This window comes from Thermoactinomyces sp. CICC 10521 (genome assembly GCF_016055135.1).
GTDB classification, from domain to species: Bacteria; Bacillota; Bacilli; order Thermoactinomycetales; family Thermoactinomycetaceae; genus Thermoactinomyces_A; species Thermoactinomyces_A daqus.
On record NZ_JAECVZ010000015.1, the window covers coordinates 1 to 24,328 of the forward strand.

19 protein-coding genes, 1 pseudogene and 1 riboswitch are annotated in these 24,328 nt (G+C 52.3%); of the genes and pseudogenes, 4 read left to right on the plus strand and 16 right to left on the minus strand.

Going from position 1 to position 24,328, the window contains the following annotated elements; all coding sequences use genetic code 11:
- Positions 1-439: 439 nt before the first annotated feature.
- Positions 440-1,972, plus strand: coding sequence for a Na+/H+ antiporter NhaC family protein (locus I8U17_RS11325; protein ID WP_198059411.1), 1,533 nt, complete (start codon positions 440-442; stop codon positions 1,970-1,972).
- A gap of 271 nt (positions 1,973-2,243) precedes the next feature.
- On the opposite strand, the gene I8U17_RS11330 is transcribed toward I8U17_RS11325, so the two are convergent.
- The 16 genes from I8U17_RS11330 to I8U17_RS11405 form a co-directional block, all read right to left on the minus strand.
- Positions 2,244-2,738, minus strand: coding sequence for a DUF6843 domain-containing protein (locus tag I8U17_RS11330; protein ID WP_152568579.1), 495 nt, complete (start codon positions 2,736-2,738; stop codon positions 2,244-2,246).
- 240 nt (positions 2,739-2,978) lie between these two features.
- Complete coding sequence (locus I8U17_RS11335; RefSeq protein WP_033101527.1) at positions 2,979-3,839, minus strand: alpha/beta fold hydrolase; 861 nt, start codon at positions 3,837-3,839, stop codon at positions 2,979-2,981.
- Positions 3,840-4,039: 200 nt separating this feature from the next.
- A complete protein-coding gene (locus I8U17_RS11340) occupies positions 4,040-4,825 on the minus strand; it encodes a HoxN/HupN/NixA family nickel/cobalt transporter (RefSeq protein ID WP_033101526.1) in 786 nt (261 codons plus the stop codon).
- Between the two features lie 59 nt (positions 4,826-4,884).
- Positions 4,885-6,390 carry a cobyric acid synthase gene (locus tag I8U17_RS11345; RefSeq protein WP_033101525.1) on the minus strand — a complete coding sequence of 502 codons (1,506 nt, stop codon included), beginning with the start codon at positions 6,388-6,390 and terminating at the stop codon, positions 4,885-4,887.
- A 15-nt stretch (positions 6,391-6,405) separates the two neighbouring features.
- Positions 6,406-6,984 carry a cob(I)yrinic acid a,c-diamide adenosyltransferase gene (cobO, locus tag I8U17_RS11350; RefSeq protein WP_033101524.1) on the minus strand — a complete coding sequence of 193 codons (579 nt, stop codon included), beginning with the start codon at positions 6,982-6,984 and terminating at the stop codon, positions 6,406-6,408.
- Positions 6,981-8,387 (minus strand): cobyrinic acid a,c-diamide synthase CobB, encoded by a 1,407-nt coding sequence (locus I8U17_RS11355; protein ID WP_198059412.1) that lies wholly within the window; start codon positions 8,385-8,387, stop codon positions 6,981-6,983. Before I8U17_RS11355 ends, cobO begins: the two co-directional genes overlap by 4 nt.
- Entirely contained in the window at positions 8,380-9,492 is a 1,113-nt protein-coding gene (locus tag I8U17_RS11360; RefSeq protein ID WP_198059413.1) for a cobalt-precorrin 5A hydrolase, read from the minus strand. Before I8U17_RS11360 ends, I8U17_RS11355 begins: the two co-directional genes overlap by 8 nt.
- Positions 9,489-10,286 carry a precorrin-4 C(11)-methyltransferase gene (cobM, locus tag I8U17_RS11365; protein WP_198059414.1) on the minus strand — a complete coding sequence of 266 codons (798 nt, stop codon included), beginning with the start codon at positions 10,284-10,286 and terminating at the stop codon, positions 9,489-9,491. Before cobM ends, I8U17_RS11360 begins: the two co-directional genes overlap by 4 nt.
- Positions 10,283-10,987: a precorrin-2 C(20)-methyltransferase gene (gene cobI, locus I8U17_RS11370; RefSeq protein WP_033101521.1), complete on the minus strand. Its 705-nt coding sequence runs from the start codon at positions 10,985-10,987 to the stop codon at positions 10,283-10,285. Before cobI ends, cobM begins: the two co-directional genes overlap by 4 nt.
- Entirely contained in the window at positions 10,984-12,228 is a 1,245-nt protein-coding gene (gene cbiE / locus I8U17_RS11375) for a precorrin-6y C5,15-methyltransferase (decarboxylating) subunit CbiE (protein WP_198056345.1), read from the minus strand. The genes cobI and cbiE overlap by 4 nt, the downstream gene beginning before the upstream one ends.
- Positions 12,191-13,327 carry a cobalt-precorrin-5B (C(1))-methyltransferase gene (locus I8U17_RS11380; RefSeq protein ID WP_033101519.1) on the minus strand — a complete coding sequence of 379 codons (1,137 nt, stop codon included), beginning with the start codon at positions 13,325-13,327 and terminating at the stop codon, positions 12,191-12,193. The genes cbiE and I8U17_RS11380 overlap by 38 nt, the downstream gene beginning before the upstream one ends.
- Before the next feature lie 52 nt (positions 13,328-13,379).
- Positions 13,380-14,057: a precorrin-8X methylmutase gene (locus I8U17_RS11385; protein ID WP_033101518.1), complete on the minus strand. Its 678-nt coding sequence runs from the start codon at positions 14,055-14,057 to the stop codon at positions 13,380-13,382.
- A gap of 5 nt (positions 14,058-14,062) precedes the next feature.
- Positions 14,063-14,830: a precorrin-6A reductase gene (cobK, locus tag I8U17_RS11390; protein ID WP_198056344.1), complete on the minus strand. Its 768-nt coding sequence runs from the start codon at positions 14,828-14,830 to the stop codon at positions 14,063-14,065.
- Positions 14,831-14,899: 69 nt separating this feature from the next.
- Positions 14,900-15,787, minus strand: coding sequence for a sirohydrochlorin chelatase (locus I8U17_RS11395; protein ID WP_198059415.1), 888 nt, complete (start codon positions 15,785-15,787; stop codon positions 14,900-14,902).
- A 33-nt stretch (positions 15,788-15,820) separates the two neighbouring features.
- Positions 15,821-17,464: a precorrin-3B C(17)-methyltransferase gene (gene cobJ, locus I8U17_RS11400; RefSeq protein WP_370589243.1), complete on the minus strand. Its 1,644-nt coding sequence runs from the start codon at positions 17,462-17,464 to the stop codon at positions 15,821-15,823.
- Between the two features lie 315 nt (positions 17,465-17,779).
- Positions 17,780-17,974, minus strand: a riboswitch (cobalamin riboswitch).
- A gap of 286 nt (positions 17,975-18,260) precedes the next feature.
- Positions 18,261-19,859, minus strand: coding sequence for an APC family permease (locus I8U17_RS11405; protein ID WP_198056341.1), 1,599 nt, complete (start codon positions 19,857-19,859; stop codon positions 18,261-18,263).
- A 379-nt stretch (positions 19,860-20,238) separates the two neighbouring features.
- Here I8U17_RS11405 and I8U17_RS11410 point away from each other — a divergent pair.
- From I8U17_RS11410 to I8U17_RS11420, 3 genes and pseudogenes are all read left to right on the plus strand, one after another.
- Positions 20,239-20,493 (plus strand): annotated as a pseudogene (locus I8U17_RS11410) (DeoR/GlpR family DNA-binding transcription regulator); the annotation flags it as partial.
- Positions 20,494-20,743: 250 nt separating this feature from the next.
- Complete coding sequence (locus I8U17_RS11415) at positions 20,744-22,183, plus strand: PTS mannitol transporter subunit IIBC (RefSeq protein WP_198059417.1); 1,440 nt, start codon at positions 20,744-20,746, stop codon at positions 22,181-22,183.
- A 46-nt stretch (positions 22,184-22,229) separates the two neighbouring features.
- Entirely contained in the window at positions 22,230-24,326 is a 2,097-nt protein-coding gene (locus tag I8U17_RS11420) for a BglG family transcription antiterminator (RefSeq protein WP_033101514.1), read from the plus strand.
- Positions 24,327-24,328: the final 2 nt, after the last annotated feature.

The following is a 24,328-nucleotide window of genomic DNA, read 5'->3' on the forward strand; positions in this document are numbered from 1 at the left end:
GCCAGCGTTCATCCTGAGCCAGGATCAAACTCTCCGATAAAGATCTAGCTCAAAAAGAATCAACAGGTCATGCTTCACTCTTTAGTTTTCAAGGAACACGTTTTTTATCAATCGCTTATCGCGACGGAATTTAATGCTATCACATCTCGCATCATATGTCAATAGTTTTTTAGAAACGAGATTGATAATTTCCTCTTCGCAAAAGCGACGTTAACTACTATATCACCCGGAGAGCGCTGCGTCAAATGAAAATATTTCCAAAAGCTGCTGATGGATTTTCTTCCCGATAAAGCAAAATAACAGCCATTCCTCCATCACTCTGATCCGCCTTCCTGCTGTCCGCATACCAAGTATAGATGAATAAGATCTTGTCTCGGAATGATTTTCCTTTTCTTGGTGCATCCTATGATCGAAATATTCCACACAGGGAGTGGACCTGATGCACGCATCTTTCTGGTCTCTTTTGCCTTTTCTGATTGTAATCCCGCTGGCGATGTGGACACGCCAGGTACTGATCGGCCTGATGGCGGGCCTGCTCGTCGGAGCCTACATGAAAAAATTCACCTGGCTCGGGGGTATTGAAGTGGCAATCCACTATCTGGTCAAGGAAGTCACTTCGCCCGGCAATCTTCGCCTCCTTCTCTTTATGTACGGCTTTGGCGCCTTTATCGGACTGGTTCGCGTTACGGGGGGAGTATCAGGGTTCGCGCAGTGGATGAATCGCCGTATCAAATCGGCCCGCAGCGCTTTCGGGCTGACCTGGCTCTCCTCACTGGCCACCTTTATGGCTCCCGACTTTCGCATCATCACCGTCGGCCCCGTGATGAAAGAAGTATTTCAACGATTGAAAATCTCCGGTTCCAAAGTGGCCTTCATCATCGATGCCACCTCAACTCCCTTAATCGCCCTGATTCCGATCGGAACGGCGTTCGTCGGGTACATGGTCGGGCTGATCGCCGATTCGGCCCATCATCAGGGGTTCAGCCTCACCCCTTATCAGGTTTTGCTGCAAAGCATTCCTTTCAACTTCTTCTCTATCCTGATGCTGGTCTATACCCTTTATCTCACTTTTTTCAAAGGAAAATCCGAGGAAAAAGGAGCTGTTGATCCCAATGATTGCCCTCCCGGCATTCGCACTCCTTTCCGCACCTCGCCCCAGGTCGGTTATTTTAAAGATTTGTGCAAGCAGGACAAAGCGTTGGCCGGGAAAAAAAATACCGGCGCCAGCAGTGAACACGAACCTGACAGCGACTTTCCCGATCCGGTGGAAATCGTTTCAGAATCAGCCGCGCCCAAGGCAATTCATCTGATCGTCCCCCTCTGTCTGCTGTTGGGATTCACCTTTTTTCTCACCTGGTGGGACGGTTATACGAAAACCCCCTCTTTCTGGGAGGCACTCACTAAAGCCGATGCGGGCAAAGCGATGCTGGAAGCTGTCTTCATCACGCTGATTCTCTCCTTTATCTGGTACGGGATTCACCGGCAGCCGATCCAGCGACTCCTCTTCGGATTTTTGCAAGGGGGCAATGAGATGATGGGCGTAAACGTGCTGCTCGCTCTCGTCTGGGCCTTGACAGCTGTCTCGACGGATCTGGGTTTTATCACCTATACGAAAAAACTGATCGAACACCTGGTTCCGTCCCTGTGGTTGGCTCCTGTCCTGTTTCTGGTGGGCTGTGTCATCTCCTATATCGTCGGATCCAGCTTTGGAGCGTGGGCAATCCTGATGCCTCTGGGTTTTTCGCTGGCTGCCGGCACCCATACCCCGATCCCGCTCATCACCGGGGCCGTTTTTGCCAGCGGCAGCTTCGGCGGATTTGCCTCTCCCCTGAGTGACAATACCGTCGCCATGGCCACGGTCATGAAGCTGCCCTTGATGAAATATGCGCATCAAAAACTGATTGCCTCCCTGATCGTCGGAATCGCCAGCGCCATTTTGTATGCGGTGATCGGCTGGGTGATGAGCAGGTGAAGGCACGAAAAAAGCAGGAATCAAATGACCCCGGTCACAATAAGGGGGTCATTTTCCGTGGCAACGAAAAAGATTGAAAAGATCTATTAGACCGGGGTGAATGGCATCTTCTCTCACGGCGGTATTCCGACACTTCCGTATCCAAGACAACAGACCTGGGCCCAAGAGTGGACAGACAACCGGGTAATATTTGCCGATCTTGCCCGGAAAGGCTTCAAAAGAGTCCATTTGCACAACAGTCGCACAACAAATTGAATCCCATCTTCATTAATTAATAGGGATAATGAAATTTCTTTTTGATTTCTTCCGAGTAATCCGGATAGCGATTTTCCCGCAATACCTTTTCGTATTCCTGGGATGTTCCGATAAACAGTACATCGCAAGCAGGAAGATGATCTAATCCCTGAGTGAAAAAATCTTGAACATATAAGGCATTTGGATCTTTGGCCCGGGGATCTTCTTTCAGCAAAAGTTCGGTTCGGTGCCCATGCTGATCAACAAAATAGGTTTCCAAGTGTGCCGGTTGATCCGGCAACGGTGTGTAAACCATTCCGTTTGGAGGAACGTTGATCATATATTTGTTCCAAAATTCTTTCGGGGGTTCTTTGGCGTCGGGAATGTCCATATATACTTGAACCCAACCGTGATAGTTCTTCGGTACGAGAAAAACATAGGTTGGAATTGAAAAAAAAGACCATGCAACGTAAAGCAAAAGAGCCATGACTAATAACAACAGCAATCCGGCAGGATACTTCCATGTCCGCACGGTTATTCCCCCATTCATCCCAAAAAGAGGATACCATTCTTGATGCGCTGAGTCGGATGCCGCTTTCACCATGGAATTTTTCCGGGATCCAACCCGCTTCACCGGCCCCGGGCAAAACCCGCAAATCGAACAGAGCCGACAATCGGCCTGACCGGACGGAAAAAGAATGTCCGGACTCCGTCAGAACAGCTGTAGCCAAAGACTTTCTGACGGACCGGATAACAGCGGGAACTTGTTCCTTCAACTATTTAAAAAACGCTCAATGCAAGTCAGCTGTTCTTCTGTATTCAGCGCCGGGGCGTGACCCAGTCCGGGAATGGTAACCAATTGACAGCCGGGTCCGCTCTTGCGCATTGCCTCAGCTGTCTCAACCGGCAAAATATCCGACCGTTCCCCTCTGATCAACAGAACTTTCGCTTTTACCGCGTTCCATTGCTCCCACAGCAACAAGTCTTCCGGATGGGCAAACTGGTGAACAATCTGCGGATCATAATCCGGAGTGAATTTGCCATTGTCTTTGCGGCGGGCCGAAGTTTCCGTAAAATGAAGCCATTCCTCCTCACTGTTGATGCCAAAGTCTCGGTAAGTGGAACGATAATAATCCATAAGCTCCGTCATTGTTCGGAACTCGGGCGGATTGGCCGTATAGGCAAGAATGCGTTGAACCCCTTCCGCAAGTTCGCCGTTCGGCTGTTTCTCCGCCGGGCCGGCACCAATATCATTCAGCACAAGGTGCGTAATCCGGTTTCGCAGGATCGAACCGGCCAAGCGGATTCCGATCGCCCCGCCCATGGAAGTGCCAACCCACCGCATTTCCTCAATTCCCAAAGCATCGACCAAAGCGGCAACCAAACGCTCATAACGCCCAAAACAGTAATCCTTGGCAGGATCCGCACTCCATTCGCTCCGTCCGCGTCCGATCATGTCGGGGCAAATCACATGAAAGGATTTTGCCAGTCGGGCGGCCAGGGTATCAAAATCCCTGCCGTTTCTGGTCAGTCCGTGCCAGCACAACACCGCCGGCTTTGCCGCATCACCCCACTCATAAATGTGAAGTTGCACACCGTCGACTTCCAGGTATCGGGACATTCCGGCCCTCATCATAACCCCTCCTGTTTTCTCCTGTTGTCATGGTCAACAATCCAGCACATCAACACGAAAATTCCGAAAAATCGAGTCTTGTTTTTGCCTTCATCACAAGTATACCATTCATCTGGAGCCACAGGCCGGCCGACGGAAAAAACCCTGCTCCTTTTGCAATGCGGCAGGGTTTTCTTTCGACGCATTCACCGGACCGGGCATCATCCGCCGATCCCGGGTTTTGCTTTCGTTCCAAAACGCACTATCACATAACACAAAACAATCAAAGCAAACATCATCGCCCCGATGATTTCAAAATCCACTTCAAACGAAGGAACAAAAAAGATAATCGCTTCGTAACAAGCCACACCGTACGCCAGCACCACAATGATCCATCCCATGATTCGCGATGCCGCTTTTCCCAGTTTCCCCGACTGCTCCAGCATGCGGCAGGTGATAAATGAATCAATGGTATCGGTGAGCATCATCCCTGCCATAAAGGTAAGCCCCAACATTGCCGGCATCCACCGGCTTGCGTGGCTGGCAGCTATCGCCCAGACAGAGGTCTGGCTGACCGTATCCGCAGCAAGGGCAAAGATGGCTCCAATAATGACAATATGAATGGGATTGGAGGTTTCCCGGGCGAAGCGAGGAATGAATCTCCCCCTGATTCCTCCCAACTTGTATTCTTCTTCCGTGCGGATGAGAAGGTTCCGGATATTCAACGTCCCGATCAGCAGCAGTGAAAGAACGGACACCCATGTCACCAGGGTATCAAAATAGTCCGGGAACTTGAAATTTCGGCTGAATGCAGAAAGGACGACAGCAACACTCGCCACCACCGTTCCGTGTCCAAATGAAAACAGCGTGCCCACCCAGCGTGTCACCTTGCTCTTTTTGCGCCAATTATACCGGACCAACCCATCAATGCAGGCCAAATGGTCAGCATCCAAACCATGACGCAACCCCAGCACGAACACGAACAGAATCAGCGAAAAAACCTCCATACCACCATTCCCTTCTTCATGTCGTGTATTTGAATTGCATAAGATCGGGTACATCGACATTACGAATCCGCGGATTCCAGCTTCATGATTTCCTTCACTTTTTGCATGTCTATGTGTTCACGAATCCACCCGGCAAGAGAGGCATAAACCGCTTCCCGGATCTCCCGCCTGTTTCTCCCGCTTTCTTCTTTTTTGGGCAAACCTTTTTTCAAGCGGAGATGATTGATCCAATGACGGAGAAAGGAAGGATTATCAAACAGGCCGTGCAGATAGCTTCCCCATACCTCCCCCTCCCCGGATACAGCACCGTCCAGGCGTCCGTCCGCCAGCCTGAAAAGAGGAGAGGTGCCGGCAGCCAATATGGTTCGGCCCAAATGAATTTCATACCCTTCGACAAGCTCCGAACCACCCCAGGAGGCAAGGGGCCTCCCGACAGCTCTTACCGTTTGCTTGCCGGGAACGAAGCGGGTCTCCATCGCGAGCAGTCCCAAACCATCCTGTTCAGTTTGGCTTGATTCGACTCCTTCGGGATCAGTCAACTTTCGTCCGAGCATTTGATATCCGCCGCAAATGCCGACCACTGAACTGCCCCGCTCTTTTAATCGGAGGATTTCCCCGGCCAATCCCGTCACTTTCAGCCAGGCGAGATCTTCCATCGTGTTCTTTGTGCCGGGCAGGATGATGACATCGGGATTTCCCAGCTCGTCGACCGATTTTACATAACGAACGGCGAGATCGTCCTGATCCATCAACGGAAGAAAATCAGTGAAGTTGGAAATGCGCGGGAGCCGGATGACCGCCACGTCCAGGTCTGCTCCCTGTTTGTTTCCTTTTAAGGCCAATGCCCCCAGCGACATCGAATCTTCGGGATCAACATCGATTTCGACATAGGGGAGAATGCCCAGCACCGGAATTCCCGTCCGGTTTTCCAGCCATTTGATTCCCGGCTCAAGCAATGCTTTGCTGCCCCGGAATTTGTTGATAATCAATCCTTTTACCCGCGCCCGTTCCTCCGGTTCGAGCAGTTCCAGCGTTCCCACGATCGAGGCGAACACTCCGCCGCGGTCGATGTCCGCCACCAGCAGAACGGGGGCATCCGCCATTTGCGCAATTCTCATATTGGCAATATCGCGGTCTTTCAGATTAATCTCCGCCGGGCTGCCTGCCCCTTCGATCACAAGCACTTCATATTTTCGCGATAACCGTTTCAGGGACTCCGAAGCCGCGGTGAGGAGTTGGCCGAGCAGCGGTCCGCGATACGAGCCGGCGGCGACATCGGCAAAATGGCGGCCGTGCACAATCACTTCCGAGACCAGATCCCCTTTCGGTTTCAGGAGAATCGGGTTCATATCGACATTTGCTTCAATGCCGCACGCTTCCGCCTGAACGCCCTGAGCCCGCCCGATTTCTCCCCCGTCCGACGTCACATAGGAGTTAAGGGCCATATTTTGCGATTTAAACGGGGCAACCCGGAAACCTTCTTCATGAAAATAGCGGCAAAAAGCCGTGCATAACACACTTTTCCCTACATCTGAAGCTGTTCCTTGCAACATGATCGCCTTCATGGTTCCGCTTCCTTTTCAAAATTCGATTCCGCGCACCGCCGGGATTCCTTCATGATAATAATGTTTGACCGCCTCCACTCTGGAGACGAGATCAGCGGCTTCCATCACCTTTTCATGCGCATTTCGCCCGGTTAAAACGAGATGCAGGTGCGGAGGGCGGTTTTGAATCAGGTTGAGCACTTCCGCCATCGGCAAAACATCGTCGATGGGAAAGGATTTGATGGCAAGCGCGTTGTTAATCTCATCGAGTATGACCAGATCGTAATCTCCGCTCATTACCCTTTCTTTGCTGATCTTCCATGCACGGGCCAGCGCCTCCCGGTGTTCTTCCGGGGTTTTGGTCCAGGTGAAACCGATCCCCAGCTGGCAGATCTCCACTCCCAGACGCTCCAGCGCGATTTTCTCGCCATACGTCCGTTCCGGTGATTTGATAAATTGCAGAATCAGCACTTTCATCCCCCGGCCGGCTGCCCTTAACGCCAGCCCGAGAGCCGCCGTCGTCTTTCCTTTGCCTTCACCTGTGTAAACCAGTGTGAGCCCGCGCCGTCCACTGTCCTGTTTTCCGGCTGTCTCCCTTTTGTCCAGGTTGCTCATGTGTCAGCCCTCCTGCTCAGTCGGTATTGTTGGCATGCGGAAATGAAGCGCGGCACCATCTCCGGATGGGATGCAAAATGAAGATGGGTATAGCCGGCCAGCAGATTTTCCCGCACATACCCTTCCCGGTGTTTTCCCCTGCGCCCGCTCGTTTGGTAAGCCGGCGGGTAATGGTCCGACTGTGCCGTCAGCTCAGAATAATGAAATTCATGGCCACGCGCTTTTTCGCCCCGCTTCAGCAACAGATTGTCGCTTAACGCCTCCACTTCCCGGTAGCCGAGCGCCGCCAGCCGGTCTTTCATCCGGACGGCAGCCGGAATCACCCCGACCATCGGATGAGCGTTTCCTTCCCAGTCGATGATAGCCTCAGTCAGGTACATATACCCGCCGCATTCGGCAAACGTCGGCAGGCCTGCGGCGATTTTCCTACGAAAGGAATCCTTCACTTTGCCGTTGCCCGATAATTCCCGGACAAACTCTTCGGGAAAGCCTCCCCCGATATACAGACCGTCCACTTCCTCCGGCACGATTTCTCCGCGAAGAGGGCTGAAAAAACGCAGGCAAGCGCCATGATGCGTCAGCAGTTCCAGATTTTCCGGGTAGTAAAAATTAAAAGCCGCATCCTTGGCCACCGCGATGGTGACAGGTTCTTCTTCCCCAGATGACACGGGCGCAAAAATTCGCTTTTCCGGCGTTTCCAGCTGCGGGGCTGCACTGGCCAGCGATTCCAGCCGATCCAAATCAACCCCTTTTTCCACGAGCTCCGCCAAGCGGGCAAACAGCGGGGCGATTTCTCCCCGCTCAATCGCCGGAATTAAACCGAGATGACGTTCCGGAATGTCGATCGACGGATCGCGGGAGAGCCAGCCGACCACAGGAATCCCGCATTCTTGTTCAATCGCCGCCTGAACCAGGCGAAAATGTCCTTCGCTGCCTGCCCTGTTGACAATCACTCCGGCAATCGGCACGGCCGGATTCAGAAGCTGATACCCTTTCACCACGGCCGCCGCACTGCGCGCCATGCTGTGAACGTTTACGATGAGTATGACCGGGCTTTGCAGCATCATGGCGATTTCAGCCGTACTCCCCCTGTCACTGCGCGGATCTTTTCCATCATATAACCCCATGACTCCTTCAATGATGGAGATGTCAGCCCCCCGGCTCCCGCGGAAAAAAATTTCCCGCATGCCCTCCGGCTCCATCATCCAGGTATCCAGATTGCGGGAAGGACGGCCGGTAACGGCAGTGTGATAGCTGGGGTCGATGTAATCGGGGCCTGCTTTAAACCCTTGCACTTGCAGCCCGCGTTTTTTGAATGCGGCCATCAAGCCGAGCGTAATGGTCGTCTTGCCCACGCCGCTGCCGGTTCCGGCAATCACGATCCTCGGTCTCGCTTCACTCATTGTTCTCCCTCCCTGCGCGGGGATGTGGGACAAGGGCAACGGACAGGGTCACATTTCCTGATTTTTTCTTGGGCAAGAGCCAATCTTCCGCCCCCGAAGACAACAGGGCTGCCGGTTCGCTCACGCCATAAGCCCCCGTATAGCGATATACCGTTTCCGAAGGATTGGGCAGCGAAACGGTGTTCAGTTCTTCAGGAGAATATACATCCATCCGCCAGCCGTATTTTCGGCACAAAGCGAGGAGGCCGGGCTCGTCCTTTTTCAAGTCGATGGTGGCAATATTACGGACACTTTTAATGGAGAGCTTCAGTTCAGCAAGCGTCTCCGTCACGGTCTGTTCGATCTCCTCCAGCGTGGTGCCCCGATTGCAGCCAATTCCGAGCACCAGCACTTTCGGACGGTAAAGAACCCCGTTTTGCAGAAAGCGTTTCTCTTCATCCGGGCTCAACAAACGATGCGTTACCACGAGGGCGACATCAAATTCCTGTTCCTCCGCCTCGCGGGCAGAAGCCACCACCTGAATATGGCCGGGCAGGGGTTTGTCATAGGCCCACCAGTCCGGTTCGCCCGACTCCTGAATGACAATCACCCTCTCCTCGTTTACCACCGCCGCACTTACGGGTGTCGCCCGTTCAAAACTTTCGATTTCCCAGCCAAATTGACTGCCGAACAAGTCGACGGGGATTGTTTGCTGCACATCGGAAGCGGTCGTGATCACCGGCCGCGCGTCCAGAATGGAAGCCACACGCCGGGTCAGTTGATTGGCCCCGCCGAGATGGCCGGACAGCACGCTGATCACATGCTCCCCACGGTCATCGACCACCACCACGGCCGGGTCGGTTTTCTTGTCTTTGAGCAAGGGAGCGATCATGCGCACCACCGCGCCGAGAGATATCAGGATGATCAAGCCGTTGTACCGCCGGAACAAATCAGGAAGGATCAACCGCACCGACCCGGTAAAGAGGGTAATACCCAGCGCTTCCTCATCCCCGCGGGCAAATTTGTCCATATAGTACAGATCGGAACCCGGAAGCTGGCGGACAAGGCGGCGGGCTATTTCGACACCGTGCTTGGTTATGGCAACCACTGCATACATCCGGTTCATGAAGCATTCCCTCCTTTGCGATAGCCGTGAGTAAAGGAAGGATCATACAGCTTGGAACGGTATGCTTCGCTTTGTTCATAGAGATCGGGGTCGAGCGCCCATCCGGCCAGAATCATGGCGTGGCTGCGAATGCCGGCTTTACGCATCTCTTCATCCAGATGCTTCAGGGTGGAACGGACGATTTTCTGCTCGGGCCAGGTCGCTTTTTGCACCACAGCGACAGGCGTATCCTCGGACCATCCCGCTTCCAGCAGCTCGTTTACCACCTTTTTGGTCAACGTGGCACTTAAAAACAAGGCAATCGTAGTCTGATGGGCTGCCAATTCCCGCAGTTTTTCCTTTTCCGGCACCGGTGTTCTGCCTTCGGCGCGGGTGAGAATGAGCGTCTGCGTCAGTTCGGGAATCGTCAGTTCCGCTCCCAAGACGGCGGCAGCGGCAAACACGGAACTGACGCCCGGGATGATTTCAACAGGAATCTTTTCTTTTTTTAACATGGCCATCTGTTCAAAAACGGCTCCATAAACGGCCGGGTCACCGGTATGGACGCGGGCGACGCTTTTTCCTCCGCGGACATGGGCAACCATGAGTCCGACAATTTGCTGCAAATCCATCCCTGAACTTTTCAACACCAAAGCATCCGGGCGGGCCCGGGCAATCAGCTCCTCACTGACGAGTGAATCGGTGTACAGGATCACGTCGGCATTTTGCAGAACCTGCTGCCCCTTGACCGTGATCAGATCCGGATCTCCGGGACCTGCTCCCACGATGTAGACTTTTGCTTCCAATCGCTTCATTTTCTCACCACCATCAGTGTCAGATATCCCGGCTTCTGCCCTTTCAGTTCGGCCACGTTCTTCCAGACCATTTCCTGATCGGAAGTCACCTTGGAAACGACCATCGCCTTGTCTGAGAGATTTAATTCTTCCAAAAGGTCAATAATCAGATCCAGCACTTTTGCCACTTTGAGAAAGACAACCGCATCATGTTCGGTGAGCGCTTTTCTCATCGCCTGCCGGTCTTCCGTTGCCGGAACGATGGCGATTTGCTCATCGCCGTCCGCCAGAGGCAAATTTAAACGGGAAGCAGCACCGTTGATCGATGAAATGCCCGGAACGGAAGAAATCGCCACCTGTGGGTGCAATTCCTGCATCCGCCGGCTCATATGAATAAACGTGCTGTACAGCAGCGGATCTCCTTCGGTGACAAATGCCACGTTTTTTCCTTGCGACAGCCTTTGCCAGACTGCTTCGACAGTTCGCTCCCATTCCCGTTCCAACTGTTCCCGGTCCCTCGTCATGGGGAAAACAAGCCCGAGCATCTCCTTTTCCAGCGGATTGATATACGTCTCGGCAATGGACAACGCATAGCTTTTTTCGCCCATCCGCTTCTTTGGATAAGCAATGACCGGGGATTCTTTTAACACGCGATAAGCTTTTACCGTGATCAATTCCGGATCGCCCGGCCCCATGCCGATTCCGATCAGTTGTCCGATCATGCCCGTCCCTCCCCTGTAGTGTGATCTCTTTCGCCGACAATGACATTGATCGGATTCATCCCTTCAAAGCGGGTCATCTGCAGGATTGGCCTGCTCCTGGCTGTTTGCAGCAAAGTGATTCTCACGGAAAATCCTTGCGCTGCCAGCGTTTCCCGTGTTTGTGCCAATGTTTCCACCGTGGCGGCGTTGACGACAATTCGGCCGCCGGACTTGAGGCGCAAACAGCAAACCCGGAGCAGCTCGCACAGCTCACCACCGCTTCCGCCAATAAATACCGCATCCGGGTCAGGCAATGAGTCCAGACCTTCCGGGGCTTTGGCATGAATCACGGTGAAATCGGCACGGAATTTCCTGCGGTTGGCTTCAATGTTGGCAAGATCCGCTTCATTTTTTTCAATGGCAAACACTTCTCCAAACGGGGCCAGTTTGGCCGCTTCCACAGAAACCGAGCCGGACCCCGCACCGATATCCCAAACCGTGCTGTCCTTCTGCAAGCGTAATTCTGCCAGGCTGAGCACGCGCACTTCTTTTTTGGTGATCAATCCTTTTTCCGGCTTCCGCTGAAAAAACTCCCCATCCTCGATCCCCAAACTCCATCGCGGAACTGGCACCTCTTTTTTTCGCTTGAGAACGACAATGTTGAGCGGGGAGAACTCGGCATCCACCAGTTCGTCCAATTCCCACCAGCCGCATCTTTCTTCCGGGCCACCCAGATTCTCGGCCACAAACGCCCGGTACTCGGTCATTCCGAACTGCAACAGATAACGGGCGATCTCCCCCGGAGAATGGACTTCATCCGTAAGCAGAGCCACCTTTTCCTGCCCGTCAATCCGCTGGGCCAGTCCCTTCATCGGCCGCCCGTGCACACTTTCGATCCGGACTTGCTGCCAGCTTTCCCCCATGCGGGCAAAGGCCAGCTGAAGCGAACTGGGATGGGGATGAATCACCACCCGTTCCAGTCCCAGCTTGCGCACGATCAAGCTGGCAATCCCGTAAAAAAGAGGATCTCCCGAAGCCAGGACGACGACATCGTGCTGACGGCTTTCACGTTCCAACTGCTCCAAAACCGGGCCGAGCCCCCCTTTGATCAGGATCCGCCTGCCCGGATGATCCGGAAAAAAGGAGAGCTGCCGTTCTCCGCCCGCCAACACGTCCGCCTGTTCAATCCACTTCTTGACGCGGGAAGACAATCCGTTTTGCCCGTCATCGCCGATGCCAATCACCTTCATCTTTTTCGCCACTCATTTCCGCCCTCCCTAACTCTGCACCTTTCATCTTGACTAAAATGGTTTCAATCCGGATGCCGCCTTCAACCTGCAAAAGACACTGCCGGCATATCTGTTCGCAAAGCAGCGTAAAAAAGCGGTCATGCCCTGCCTCTTCCATCAGCTGCCCGGCATGGGTGGCATTGTTCGCCTCCCGGACTTGCGCAGCCAAAGCGGGGGGAGCGCCGGCTTTTTCCGCGATGCGGGCCAAAAAGTCGAAGTCGACGGGCGCGCTCTTGGAATGAACCATCATCACGCCTTGCGCCACTTTGGAGAACTTGCCCATCATCCCCACCAGCGTCACTTTCGAGACGCCGGCCCGCTTTGCGTGTTTCAAGGCAAACCCGACAAAGTCCCCCATCTGGATAAAAGCCTCCTCGCGAAGCTCCGGGTACATTTTCATCGCCGCCTTTTCACTGCTGCCCCCGGTCGTCAGCACCAAATGCCGGCAACCGTTCGCTCTGGCCACCTGGATTGCCTGGGCGACGCTGGCCCGATAAGCTGCAGTGGAGAACGGAACCACGATGCCCCGCGTCCCCAGGATCGAAATGCCACCCACAATCCCCAGCCTTTCGTTCAGCGTCTTTTTGGCAATCTCTTCTCCATCCGGCACGGAGATCTTTACCTGAACACCGCGCTTGATGGCAAAGGATGAAAGCACTTCTCTCACTGTTTCACGAATCATTTTCCGCGGAACCGGATTGATGGCCGCTTCGCCCACGGGCACGGGCAGCCCCGGTTTGGTCACCCGGCCCACTCCCGGTCCGCCATCGAGCCGGATTCCCGGTTCTTCACTCCAAGTCACGGTGGAAACAATACGTGCTCCATGCGTGGCATCAGGATCATCACCAGCATCCTTAATCACGCTGCATTCTGCCTCCCCTTCCCGCAGTTGCGCCTGATCGACCGAAAAAGACGCCATTTGGCCGACCGGAAGCACAATCTCCACCTCATGGACGGCCTGTCCGGTGATCAGGGAAAGCAGGGCCGCTTTTGTGGCGGCAGCAGCGCAAGCTCCCGTCGTATAGCCATGTCGCAATTCTTTTCGTTCTTGCTCTTCCGCCTGCTTTTTCATTGCGAAACTCCTTAACTGATGAACATCTGTGAAACTGTATCGCATGCCGGGATCACGGAGTCCTAAAAGTTGATGATCCGTTTTGCCCCGCTTTTTCCGCCAAGAGGGAAAGGGCATTCACGATAGCCACCGCTGTCGGGCTGCCGCCTTTCCGGCCACGGTTGGTGATAAAAGGGACTTCGCATTTGCTCAGTTCTTCCTTGGATTCCGCAGCGGAGACAAACCCGACCGGAACGCCGACGATCAATCCCGGTTTGGCCACTCCTTCCCTCACGAGGCGGATTAATTCCAGCAGGGCCGTCGGTGCATTGCCGATGGCAAAAATGCCTCCTTCCGCCTCTTTCACCGCTTTGCGCATGGAGATGATGGCCCGGGTCGTTCCCAGCCGTTTGGCTTCTTCCACCACGTCGGGATCCGAGATGTAGACGCGCACATCGCCGCCAAATTTGGCGATTCTCGGTTTACTGATGCCCACCTGAACCATCTGCACATCCGCGACAATGGTATTTCCGCTTTGAATCGCCCGGATTCCCGCCTCCACCGCCTGCGGATGAAAAATCAGGCTGCGTCCCAGGTCAAAATCGGCGGAAGCATGAATCACCCGCTGTACGATGGGAAATTGCTCTGCTGTGAACGGGTGATCACCCAGTTCGTCCTTGATCATTTCAAAACTGAGATTCTCGATTTCCCGCGGCCGGGTTGTCACCGGTTTAAAAGATTGATGGGACATATTGTTCACTCTCCTCCTTTGCTCAGTGCAGCGACCACCTCTTCTGCGCTGGAAAAAGAGGTGCCGTAATCCAGATGCGGCCTTGCAATCAGAATCACGCCAATTCCCTCGTCCAGGGCCGCTTCCACCTTTTCATCCACAGAACCCGCTTTGCCGCTTTCTTTGGTGATCACGGTCGTCACCCCGTAGTGTCGGTACAGGGCGATATTCAGCTCTTTGCCAAACGGACCTTGCATGGCAATGATATTTTTTTGCTCAATGCCCAGCTCCGCACATTTTTCCATGTTGTCCTTGCGGGGCAACATGCGTGCGACCAGGCGAATTTCCGGATCCGGCAAAAGCCGTTTGGTAAAAGTGGCCAATGTCTTGCTTCCCGTGGTCAGCATAATCACCCCTTTACGCCGTGCCGCCTCTTCAGCAGCTTCTTCATAGGAAGAAACGATGCAGATACCCGGATGATTCCCGTATATCCAGGCGGGCCGCTCAAAGCGAATATAAGGGATGCCGCAAATTCGCGCCGCCTCCATCGCATTTTTGGACGCTTCTTCGGCAAAAGGGTGACTGGCATCCACCACCCGGTTGCACCCCTGCACGCGGATCAGGCCGGCCATCTCCTCCGCGGTGAGCCTTCCCACCCTGACGGGAATCCCCTCTTCCCGCAAACTCTTGGCAGCACTCTCCGTGACGACGGTGGCCAACAGAGAAATCCGCGCGCGGTTCAAACGGACAGCCAGGTCCCTCGCATCACTGGTACCGGCCAAAAACAGAACCATCTGGAGAACTCCTTTCCATGCTTCTTTGCTGTGTGATCATGATCGCGGGCCCGGACAATCCCGGGAAATTCATGAACGTTTGCTGCGGACAGCCTGATGAGATGTCCCGTGAGCGGCGGTGTGATCATGATGCCCGCAATCATGATGATGGTGGTGATGGTGATGGTCATGCCCGTCGGCGATTGCCTTTTCGGCCAGGGCTTTCCATGCTACCCCTTCCCCCTGCCTCACTTCGCTCACTCTTTTTTGGACAATCGGAATCAGTCCTTCATCAAATCCGAGATAGGCGCCCATATGAAACTCAATTTCAGGATGACGCTGCTCATATTCATTCAAGATTGCCCGCATCCGCTTGATCAGCACACCGGTAAACAAAAAATAGGGCAAAGTAACAATCCTTTTGGCTCCCAGCCGGATGCAGCGTTCCAATCCCTCGGCGAAAAGCGGCTCCGTCACCCCGATAAAAGAAACTTCCACCCATCTGTAGCGATTTTTCTCCCAAAACATGCGGGCAATCTTGTATAGATCACTGTTGGCGTACAAATCGCTGGAACCGCGGCCGACGAGCAGAATCGCCGTTTCCTCCCGCACTCCCGGATTAATGTCTGCCACCCGCTGTTCCAACAGATCCAGTACGGCTTCATCCACTTCAATCGGACGGCCGTAACGGAATTGGACGCCCGGATATTGTTCCTGCGCTTCCTGAATCGCCAAAGGGATGTGAATTTTGGCATGTCCGGCAGCAAACAACATCACGGGAATCAGCGTAATCCGGTTCGCCCCCTGTTCCACACACCGCTGAATGCCTTGCGGAATATCGGGCGATGCCAGTTCCAAAAAACACGTTTCTTTCACCGGTGCGTCAATAACGCGCGAAAGCTTTTCCGTAAAACGCAGCAACTCTTTGTTCCCTTCCGGGTCCCGGCTCCCATGGCCGACAAACAGGATCGCGTTCAAACAGATTCCTCCCGTTTCTTTTTTGCTTGCCGTTTAATCCCCGCAGGCGAGCTCTTCAATAACCGGTTTTCTCTCGTCGGAATAAGCAAAACCGGCCACTTCTTTCACTCGTTTGAAAAATTTGTTAAACCGTTCATTGGGATGGCCCTGTTCCGCATATTCCCGTACCACCTGTTCCACCGTCTCCAACAGCTCCCCGGGCGAAATTCCTTCTGCGACCCGCTGGGCCGGATGGGCGTTGCGTCCGATTTTTTTCCCACCCAAAAACAAGTCATAAGTCCCGCGGCGGTAGACAATGCCAATCTCTTCCGTTACGGCCCCATAACAGGCCATCGCACAGCCGTTAAACCCGATTTTCAGTTCTTTGGGAACCTTGAGTCCGCCCAGACGCCGGTTGAGTTCCTCCGCCAGCGGAATCGACTCCCCTTTTTCTCCATCGCAAAAATCACAGGCTTTCAGTTGCACCACATCCCCGATGGGGCTCAACAGCAACCCGGCTTCGGTCAACCGCGCAGTCACTGCCGCCGGCTCATCGGTCGGAACGCGCAAAATGAGCTGGTGGTGGGGAGTATACTTGATTTCACCCTGGTCGCCGGCAATTTCCGCCAGCAGGACAAGTTGTTCCGGCGTGATTATTTTGTTGGCCACTCCGGGAGAGACCGCCACTTCAAAGATCGAAACAGGTTTTGTGAACGGAATCGTGGTGATCCCGGTCTCAACCAGTCCCTTTGCCTGCAAAACGGAAAGCGCTTCATGCGCCAGACTGGCCAGACGAACGGATGCCTTTCTCTTATCGGCTGTCGCGATGTTCTGCTCTTTGACGAACTTTCCTGATGATTCGCCAAAGGCATTGAGCGACCACGGTTCTGCCTCCACTTGCAAACGCTGGTGAGGCTTCAGGTCCTGGATCTCTTTGCTCAGCGTGTATTTGCGCTGGTAACCGCGCGGCGTGATCATTAAACCCTCATAAACAAAGGTGGTCGAATTGCCAATTATCACAGTGGTCAACATCCCGATCTCATGGTTCAACATATCTCCCAGTGTGGTCAAAACAATCTGCTGCCGCTCGCGATATGCGCTTTTCACCAGGCCGACAGGTGTCCCTGGCGAACGATACTGCAATAAAATGCGCTGCGTTTCGACAATCTGCCGGACTCGCCGCCCGCTCTTCGGATTGTATAATGCAATGACAAAATCTGCGGAAGCCGCCGCTTCGATCCGTTTGGCGATCGTCTCCCAAGGGGTGAGATGGTCGCTTAAACTGATCATGCAGGCATCGTGCATCACCGGTGAACCGAGCAGAGAAGCGCAGGAATTGATCGCGGAAATCCCCGGAATCACTTCCACTTCGACACCGGTATCGGGGTGCCACCCTTTTTCGATCAACACTTCGTAAACGAGCCCGGCCATTCCGTACACCCCCGCATCCCCGCTGGAGATCACGGCCACCTTTTTCCCTTGTTCCGCTTGTCTCACCGCTTCCTGTGCCCGGCTCACCTCTTCAGTCATTCCGGTACGCACAATCTCCTGATCAGTCAGGAGATCGCGTATGATATCCACATAGGTGTTATAACCGACAACGACTTCACTTTCCCGGATCGCTTCACGCGCCCGCTCGGTGAGATGGTCGAAATGCCCGGGGCCAAAACCGACAATCAACAGTTTTCCTTTGTTCACTTCTCTATTCACCTCGCCATTTCTCTTCACTTTCATGTCCCGGTAACGATTCTTCCCCTGACAGAACTGTCGCGACGAGCAAACAAAACCCGGACTCATGCAAGAAAGTGAACAGCTTTAGCCGGATGCAACCTCCCTGAATCGGCAATATAAAAAGCACTTTCCACCACGACGGACGGAAAGTGCTTATAGGCGGCAGAATCAAGGCAGACCGTTTCCCGGCTGCTCAAGCAGATATTGAGTCCCTGCCAACCGGACAAACAGGGACACCAAGCGCCGGACCGCTATAAGCACCTTCCTATCCGCGTAGGTCAAACGGTGCTGTCAGAAAAGGCAGGTCTCCTGGCTCATGGATCATCGTCAATCATTTTTGGCTCTGGCCTTCCCATCGTCTAAACAGTGACCAGAACCCGACTCCCCATTCACAGTGGCGGGACCGCGCCGGATTCTCACCGGACTTCCCTCTTCGGGAGTGTCGTCTAACACTCCACCTTTTCCCACTTCATATGAAATTATCAACATTTTTAAAAATAATTATATATTATAAGAATACGAAATATCAAGCATTTTAAAGAAAATACCATCATCAGAAATTATTCCGTCCAAACACCGCTTAACCATCCCCCTTGGAACTGAAGCCAACACAAAAGGGGAGTGGCGCCCTTTGACTCGGCCAGCGACACCCTGGCAGAAAAACAAAAGAAGCTTGTCGACAAGTGTTAACAAGCATTTTTGCCGACAAGCCCAAGAGTTCCTCAGCCACTCATTGCAGTTGCGAGAAAATGAACGGATGAGTTTACTCAAATTTCGGGGGTGCTTCGCCCTCCGTGTCCGTCTCAAACGACGGTTTCGGCAGAGCCGAGTTGACGCCCCAGTAAAACAGGATGATTGCCCCGATGACAACGATCAGCGTATCCCACTCGCCCGGGATCAACGGGGATTTCATCGGACCGAATGAACCGATGTACGACATCACCAGGATAAAGATATAGTAGACGATCAGCCACGCACCCGACTTCCAGGCCTGCTTCAGACTGGCTCGGGTGGATTCGTCCTTGTCGATAAAGGCAAAGTACAAAATCAATGAACCGAGCGTGATTCCGATCAACATGCTGTCAGTCGTCCAGCCCGCCCAGTAGATAATGCAGGTGGCCGCAATAAAAGCCAACGGACTTAAAATCGCTCCCCCTTTCAAGAAAAACGGGCGTTTCATGTTTGGCATTGTTCTGCGCATCGAAGTCATGGAAATGGGGCCGATCATGTATGTCATAACGGTGGCCGATGTAACCGCGTCAACCAGTTTTGACCAAGTGTCCGTGCTGGGGGGCAAAATCCAGGCAATCGCCAGCAGGAAACTGAGCCAAAGGGCTGCCCGCGGAACACCCGTACGAGGATCAATCTTCGCAAACCAAGAATAGAAATGGCGGTTTTTGGCCCACGCATAAAGGACGCGACCAGTCCCCGACAGATAGATGTTACCCGTGCCGGCAGGCGATATTACGGCGTCAATCAGCAGCAGCGTCGACAGCCAGGTCAGACCGAGTGAACCGGCAATCCAGACAAACGGGTAGTTTGCCGATTTCGGCATAAAGTCGGCAATATGCCCCCAACCCTGTGTCAGCGCTTCACTCGGGACAGCGCCGAGAAACGTCACTTGCAGCAGGATATAGACGATCGTACCGAGTGTGACAGCCAAAATGATGGCTCGCGGAATATCCCGTTGCGGATTCTTCGCTTCGGCCCCAAAGTCGACCGCCTGACGGAACCCAAGAAACGCGAAAACGATCCCTCCGCCGGCAATGGCCTTGAACACGCCTTCCGCACCACCCGGAACCGCGCCAACAGTCGCGAAGTTTCCTCCCTTGAAGAAGAAGAACAAGGTGATGATTGTCACAGACGGAACCACAAATTTAAAAAAGGTGATAATGGTGTTAATCTTGCCAAACACATTGACGCTCCAATAGTTTAACAGGAAAAACAGAAGAAGAAGCAAAATTTCAATCACACGCCCCAGGATCGACGGACCCGCATTGTCCATCAGGGCCGGCCAGTAAAAGGAGGCATGGCTGACAACCGCCTCAACTTCAATTCCGGCCACACTGGAATACGCTAGCAATGAAGCCGTCCCCGACAAAAAACCGACCAGCGAACCATGCGTATACTCCGGGTACCTCACAAATCCCCCCGCGCGCGGCAACGCTGCAGCCAGCTCACCGTACACCAAACCGATTAATAAGACCGCGATGGCCCCGCCAATCCAGGCCACCCATGCGATTGAGCCGGCATACTTGGCTCCGTTCATCGATGCCAGCAGCCAGCCGGAGCCGATAATGGAACCAAGACCCAAAAACGTCAAATCGATCAGATTTAACTTCTTTTTAAAAGATCCTTCCATACCGCCTCTCCTTTCGAATATTTTTGCAAATAAACCGACATCGCTTGGGACTTTTGTATATATATAAATCTATTTTATTATAATATATATTTCTAATAAATCAAATAGTTTAGTTAATACATAAATAATAGAATATTATTATTTTAATTTCAGGTGTCCGCCTCATCCGAATTCATTGGAAACAGCCGGGTACTTGCAAACGAAACATGCGACCATTATGAAGGATAGTCTCGATTTGATCGTCAACGCTTTCCCTGATCAAAATCTGAATCTCCTTGCCATTGGGGGGCGTACTCGACCGTGAAACCAACGCATTTATCCGTTTTAAAAACATGGATTTATTGACATCCTATAATATAAACCAAGCGTTTATGGCTCGGCCGGAGTCTCAATCACAAAAGGGATAACCCATTCCCCTCCGCTCGAAAGGGAAAGTAAAAAAGCCATCGTGACAAGAAGACCGGAAATCCATTTATTGATTGACCATCATACATTCAGCAAATACGCATTGATCACTTATTGCAGTCTGGATGAGATCGATTGTATTATCACCGATACCGCTTCAGGCAAAGCGTGTTGGGATTATGCCGAACAACATCAGATCCGCCTTGTTGCCGCCGACCAATCCGACTGATGTCAAAACGCTTTTCCCCCTCTGCGAAGTTGCCGGCGATCACGATGCTGGCAACTTTTTTTCATTGCTAAAAAAACGCTTCGCGTGCTTTTGTCTGAACTTCAAGCATTGTCTATTTTAATTTTGTCAACATCTATTGTGACGAAACTATATTTTCATTTTGTTGAATCGAAAACCATCTCTTTTTACTATGGAGTTAACGGATCTTATCATCTTTTTAAAAATTTAACAGAGAGGGAGGATATCGATCATGGATGAGTCGCTTAAACAGGAAAATGATCTGAATCTCCGCGTTCGCATCCAGAAATTGGGGAGATTTTTAAGCGGCATGGTGATGCCGAATATCGGGGCATTTATCGCTTGGGGATTGATTACGGCATTATTTATTCCGACAGGCTGGTTCCCCAATGAAAAGTTGGCTGAACTGGTTGATCCGATCATCAAATACTTGTTGCCCCTTCTCATCGGATACACCGGGGGCAAGATGGTTTACGATGTGCGTGGCGGAGTGATCGGAGCCCTGGCCACAATGGGAATTATTATTGCTACAGATATTCCCATGTTTTTGGGCGCGATGATCATGGGCCCTCTGGGCGGTCTCGTGATCAAACTGGTTGACCGGCTTTTCAAAGAAAAAATTCCCACGGGTTTTGAAATGCTCGTCAATAACTTTTCCGCGGGTATTGTCGGTGCGATTTTGACCATTTTGGGTTTTATCGCCATCGGACCCATCGTCGCTGCCTTAACCCAGGCTTTGGCTTCCGGTGTGGAATGGATTGTGCATGCCGGACTGCTCCCGCTGGCCAGCATTGTGATTGAACCGGCCAAAGTGCTGTTCCTCAACAATGCAATTAACCACGGCGTCCTGAGCCCCTTGGGATTCAAGGAAGCATCAGCCGCCGGCAAATCCATCTTTTTCCTTCTGGAACCAAATCCGGGTCCCGGGCTGGGCATTCTGCTGGGCTACTGGCTGTTTGGCCGTGGAACCGCCAAACAATCAGCCCCCGGTGCAGCCATCATTCATTTCCTGGGAGGAATTCACGAAATCTATTTCCCGTATATCCTCATGAAACCCCGTTTGGTTCTGGCCGTGATCGCGGGGGGAATGAGCGGTGTATTCACCTTCCAAATCCTGCATGCAGGTCTGGTGGCAGTTCCATCGCCGGGAAGTATCTTTGCGCTGATCGCAATGGCTCCCAAAGGCGGCCTTCTGCCCGTACTGGCCGGGATTGTCGTCAGTACGGTGGTATCTTTCCTGATCTCCGCTGTATTCCTGAAAACCTCGGCAGCAGATGACGATGATTTGGCAAAAGCTGCCGATAAGGTACAGGAGATGAAAGGAAAGAAAAGCAGCGTAATGAATCAGGCCATTGCGCCACAAACAAAAGCGGCATCCGTTAAAAAAGTGGTCTTCGCTTGTGATGCAGGAATGGGTTCCAGTGCCATGGGCGCTTCCATCTTGCGGAAAAAATTCAAAGATGCCGGTATTGACGTCGAAGTAACCAATACCGCCATCAATGATCTGCCCGAAGATGCGGATATCGTAGTGACGCAAAAAACGCTGACCGATCGCGCAAAAACTAAATTACCCGATGCGGAGCACATCTCGGTCGATAATTTCTTGAACAGCCCCAGATATGACGAATTGACTCAACGGCTGAAAGAGCAAAATGAAAATAAACACTCGTGATCCTTCAGGTGTTCAGCTCTTTCGGAAAGTCTGAGGTAAACCAATAATGCACATTTCATCAAGACAGCGTCATATTCTTGAAATTCTGTTGAGAGATGACGAAGAAAGCACTATCGGTAAAATAGCAGAAGAAATCCAGGTCAGTTCCCGCACCATTCACCGGGAATTGAAAGAGATCGAAAAGTTACTGAAAAAATACGAACTGACTCTCAGAAAAAAAGCCGGAACGGGGCTTTCCATTCAAGGATCGCAAAAGAAACTGAACGAACTGAAAGAAATGTTATTCCAGGCGGATCCTACGGAATACACGCCGGATGAAAGAAAAACGATTATCCTGTGCACGTTGTTGGAAGCGACGGAACCGCTGAAAATCATCTCGCTCGCCTATGACCTGAAGGTGACACCTGCAACGATCAGTCATGATCTTGACCAATTGAGCGATTGGATCAAGCGGTTTCACCTTCAACTGATCCGTCGCCGCGGATACGGTGTGGAGATCGCGGGAACCGAAGCGCAGAAGAGAAAAGCGATCAGCGCACTGATCTTCGAGAATCTGAAAGAATCGCAACTGATCGGTTTGTTGAAGGAGAATATCCAAAACAAGGCTCTTAAGAACATCGATACTGCGGCAGAGAGATTGCTCAATCTCATCCCTAAAGAAAAACTGTTGGCGATTGAAAACGCCTTGCAGGATGTGAACGAACAGCTTCCTCATCCTCTGGCGGACAGTGCCTTTATCGGGCTGGTCATCCATCTTTCTTTGGTGATTGAACGGATTGCGAAGGGAGAAAAGATCGATATCGACCCGCTTTATTTAAAAAAACTGGAAAGTACACCGGAGTTTCGGATCGCGGAACAGATCGTCGCACAATTGGAATCACATTTTGCCCTTCCTTTTCCCAAAGACGAAATCGGGTATGTCACCATGCACTTAAGAGGAGCCAAGCTGAGGCTTGCACAGACCGGCCTGCCGGAAGAAAGCAACGCGGAATTGACAGCCACTGCCAAAAAGCTGATTCACTTTTGCGAGGAAAAACTGGGGGTCATGCTCAGCGAAGACCGTTCGCTGCTCAAAGGCTTGATCACCCATTTGGAACCGGCTCTTCACAGAATGAAGGGAAACATGAAAATCCGGAATCCGCTGCTTGGCAAAATCAAAGAAGATTACCCGGACTTATTTCAGATCGTACAGCAGGCGGCGAGGGCAGCATTCCCCCGCCTGCATGTACCCGAAGAAGAAATCGGTTATCTCGTCATGCATATCGGGTCCTCATTGGAAAAAACAATGCGGGCCAAAAAACGCTTTCGCGTCCTGATCGTATGCTCGAGCGGGATCGGATCGGCAAAAATGCTGGCGAGCCGCCTGAAAAGCGCCATTCCGGAAATCCAGGTGCTGCGAAATGTTTCGGTGTTTGAAATCAACAAGATCGATGAAAAAGAATACGACTTTATTCTCTCGACAATCCCGATTCCATCCAAAAGCCCTGAGGAATACATCAGGGTAAGCCCGATGCTGACAAAAGAGGAAATTGAAAAAATCCATGCCTTTTTACATCGATACAAACCTGCATCGATTGCAAAAAAAATCGGTCATACACCAAAAAACAATCAATTGGACCAACTGGAATCCGTCCACTCGACACTTGGGCATGTGATTGATTTGTTGAAGCAATTTCATGTGATGGAAATCGAAAATCATGGGATGAGCTTGGAAGAGATCCTCCTTCAGGCAGCCGAAACACTGAAAAGCAAAGGAATCATCAAACAGAGTGAACCAATCGTCCGTCAGCTGCTCGAACGGGAGAAATTGGGCGGTTTGGGAATTCCCGATGCCAAACTGGGCTTTTTCCATTGCCGCAGCGACCAGGTAATTCGGATCTCTTTTTCCCTCTATCCACTCAGCCGGCCATTCCTGATCAAAGCGATGGATGAAGGGATGGTGGAAATTGATAAACTTCTTTTCATGTTAAGCCCTGTTTCCATTTCCCGTGAAGCAGTAGAGGTGCTGAGTGAGATCAGCGCATTGTTAATGGAGCCGGAAACGGTAAAACTTCTTGAAACCCATGATCAGGACCTCATCCGGCAATATTTCGTCGAAAAGTTAACCCCATTTTCTCTGAAAAAAATCAACACCCGGGAGTGAGC

Coding starts and splice junctions, on each gene's coding strand:
- cobO (WP_033101524.1), bottom strand. CDS start 6,984: ATGAGCAACCTGGACAAAAGGGAGACAGCCGGAAAACAGGACAGTGGA.
- I8U17_RS11325 (WP_198059411.1), top strand. CDS start 440: ATGCACGCATCTTTCTGGTCTCTTTTGCCTTTTCTGATTGTAATCCCG.
- I8U17_RS11420 (WP_033101514.1), top strand. CDS start 22,230: ATGCACATTTCATCAAGACAGCGTCATATTCTTGAAATTCTGTTGAGA.
- I8U17_RS11355 (WP_198059412.1), bottom strand. CDS start 8,387: ATGAGTGAAGCGAGACCGAGGATCGTGATTGCCGGAACCGGCAGCGGC.
- I8U17_RS11360 (WP_198059413.1), bottom strand. CDS start 9,492: ATGAACCGGATGTATGCAGTGGTTGCCATAACCAAGCACGGTGTCGAA.
- I8U17_RS11415 (WP_198059417.1), top strand. CDS start 20,744: ATGGATGAGTCGCTTAAACAGGAAAATGATCTGAATCTCCGCGTTCGC.
- I8U17_RS11340 (WP_033101526.1), bottom strand. CDS start 4,825: ATGGAGGTTTTTTCGCTGATTCTGTTCGTGTTCGTGCTGGGGTTGCGT.
- I8U17_RS11335 (WP_033101527.1), bottom strand. CDS start 3,839: ATGAGGGCCGGAATGTCCCGATACCTGGAAGTCGACGGTGTGCAACTT.
- I8U17_RS11405 (WP_198056341.1), bottom strand. CDS start 19,859: ATGGAAGGATCTTTTAAAAAGAAGTTAAATCTGATCGATTTGACGTTT.
- cobM (WP_198059414.1), bottom strand. CDS start 10,286: ATGAAGCGATTGGAAGCAAAAGTCTACATCGTGGGAGCAGGTCCCGGA.
- cobK (WP_198056344.1), bottom strand. CDS start 14,830: ATGGTTCTGTTTTTGGCCGGTACCAGTGATGCGAGGGACCTGGCTGTC.
- I8U17_RS11345 (WP_033101525.1), bottom strand. CDS start 6,390: ATGAAGGCGATCATGTTGCAAGGAACAGCTTCAGATGTAGGGAAAAGT.
- I8U17_RS11385 (WP_033101518.1), bottom strand. CDS start 14,057: ATGTCCCATCAATCTTTTAAACCGGTGACAACCCGGCCGCGGGAAATC.
- I8U17_RS11380 (WP_033101519.1), bottom strand. CDS start 13,327: ATGAAAAAGCAGGCGGAAGAGCAAGAACGAAAAGAATTGCGACATGGC.
- cobI (WP_033101521.1), bottom strand. CDS start 10,987: ATGATCGGACAACTGATCGGAATCGGCATGGGGCCGGGCGATCCGGAA.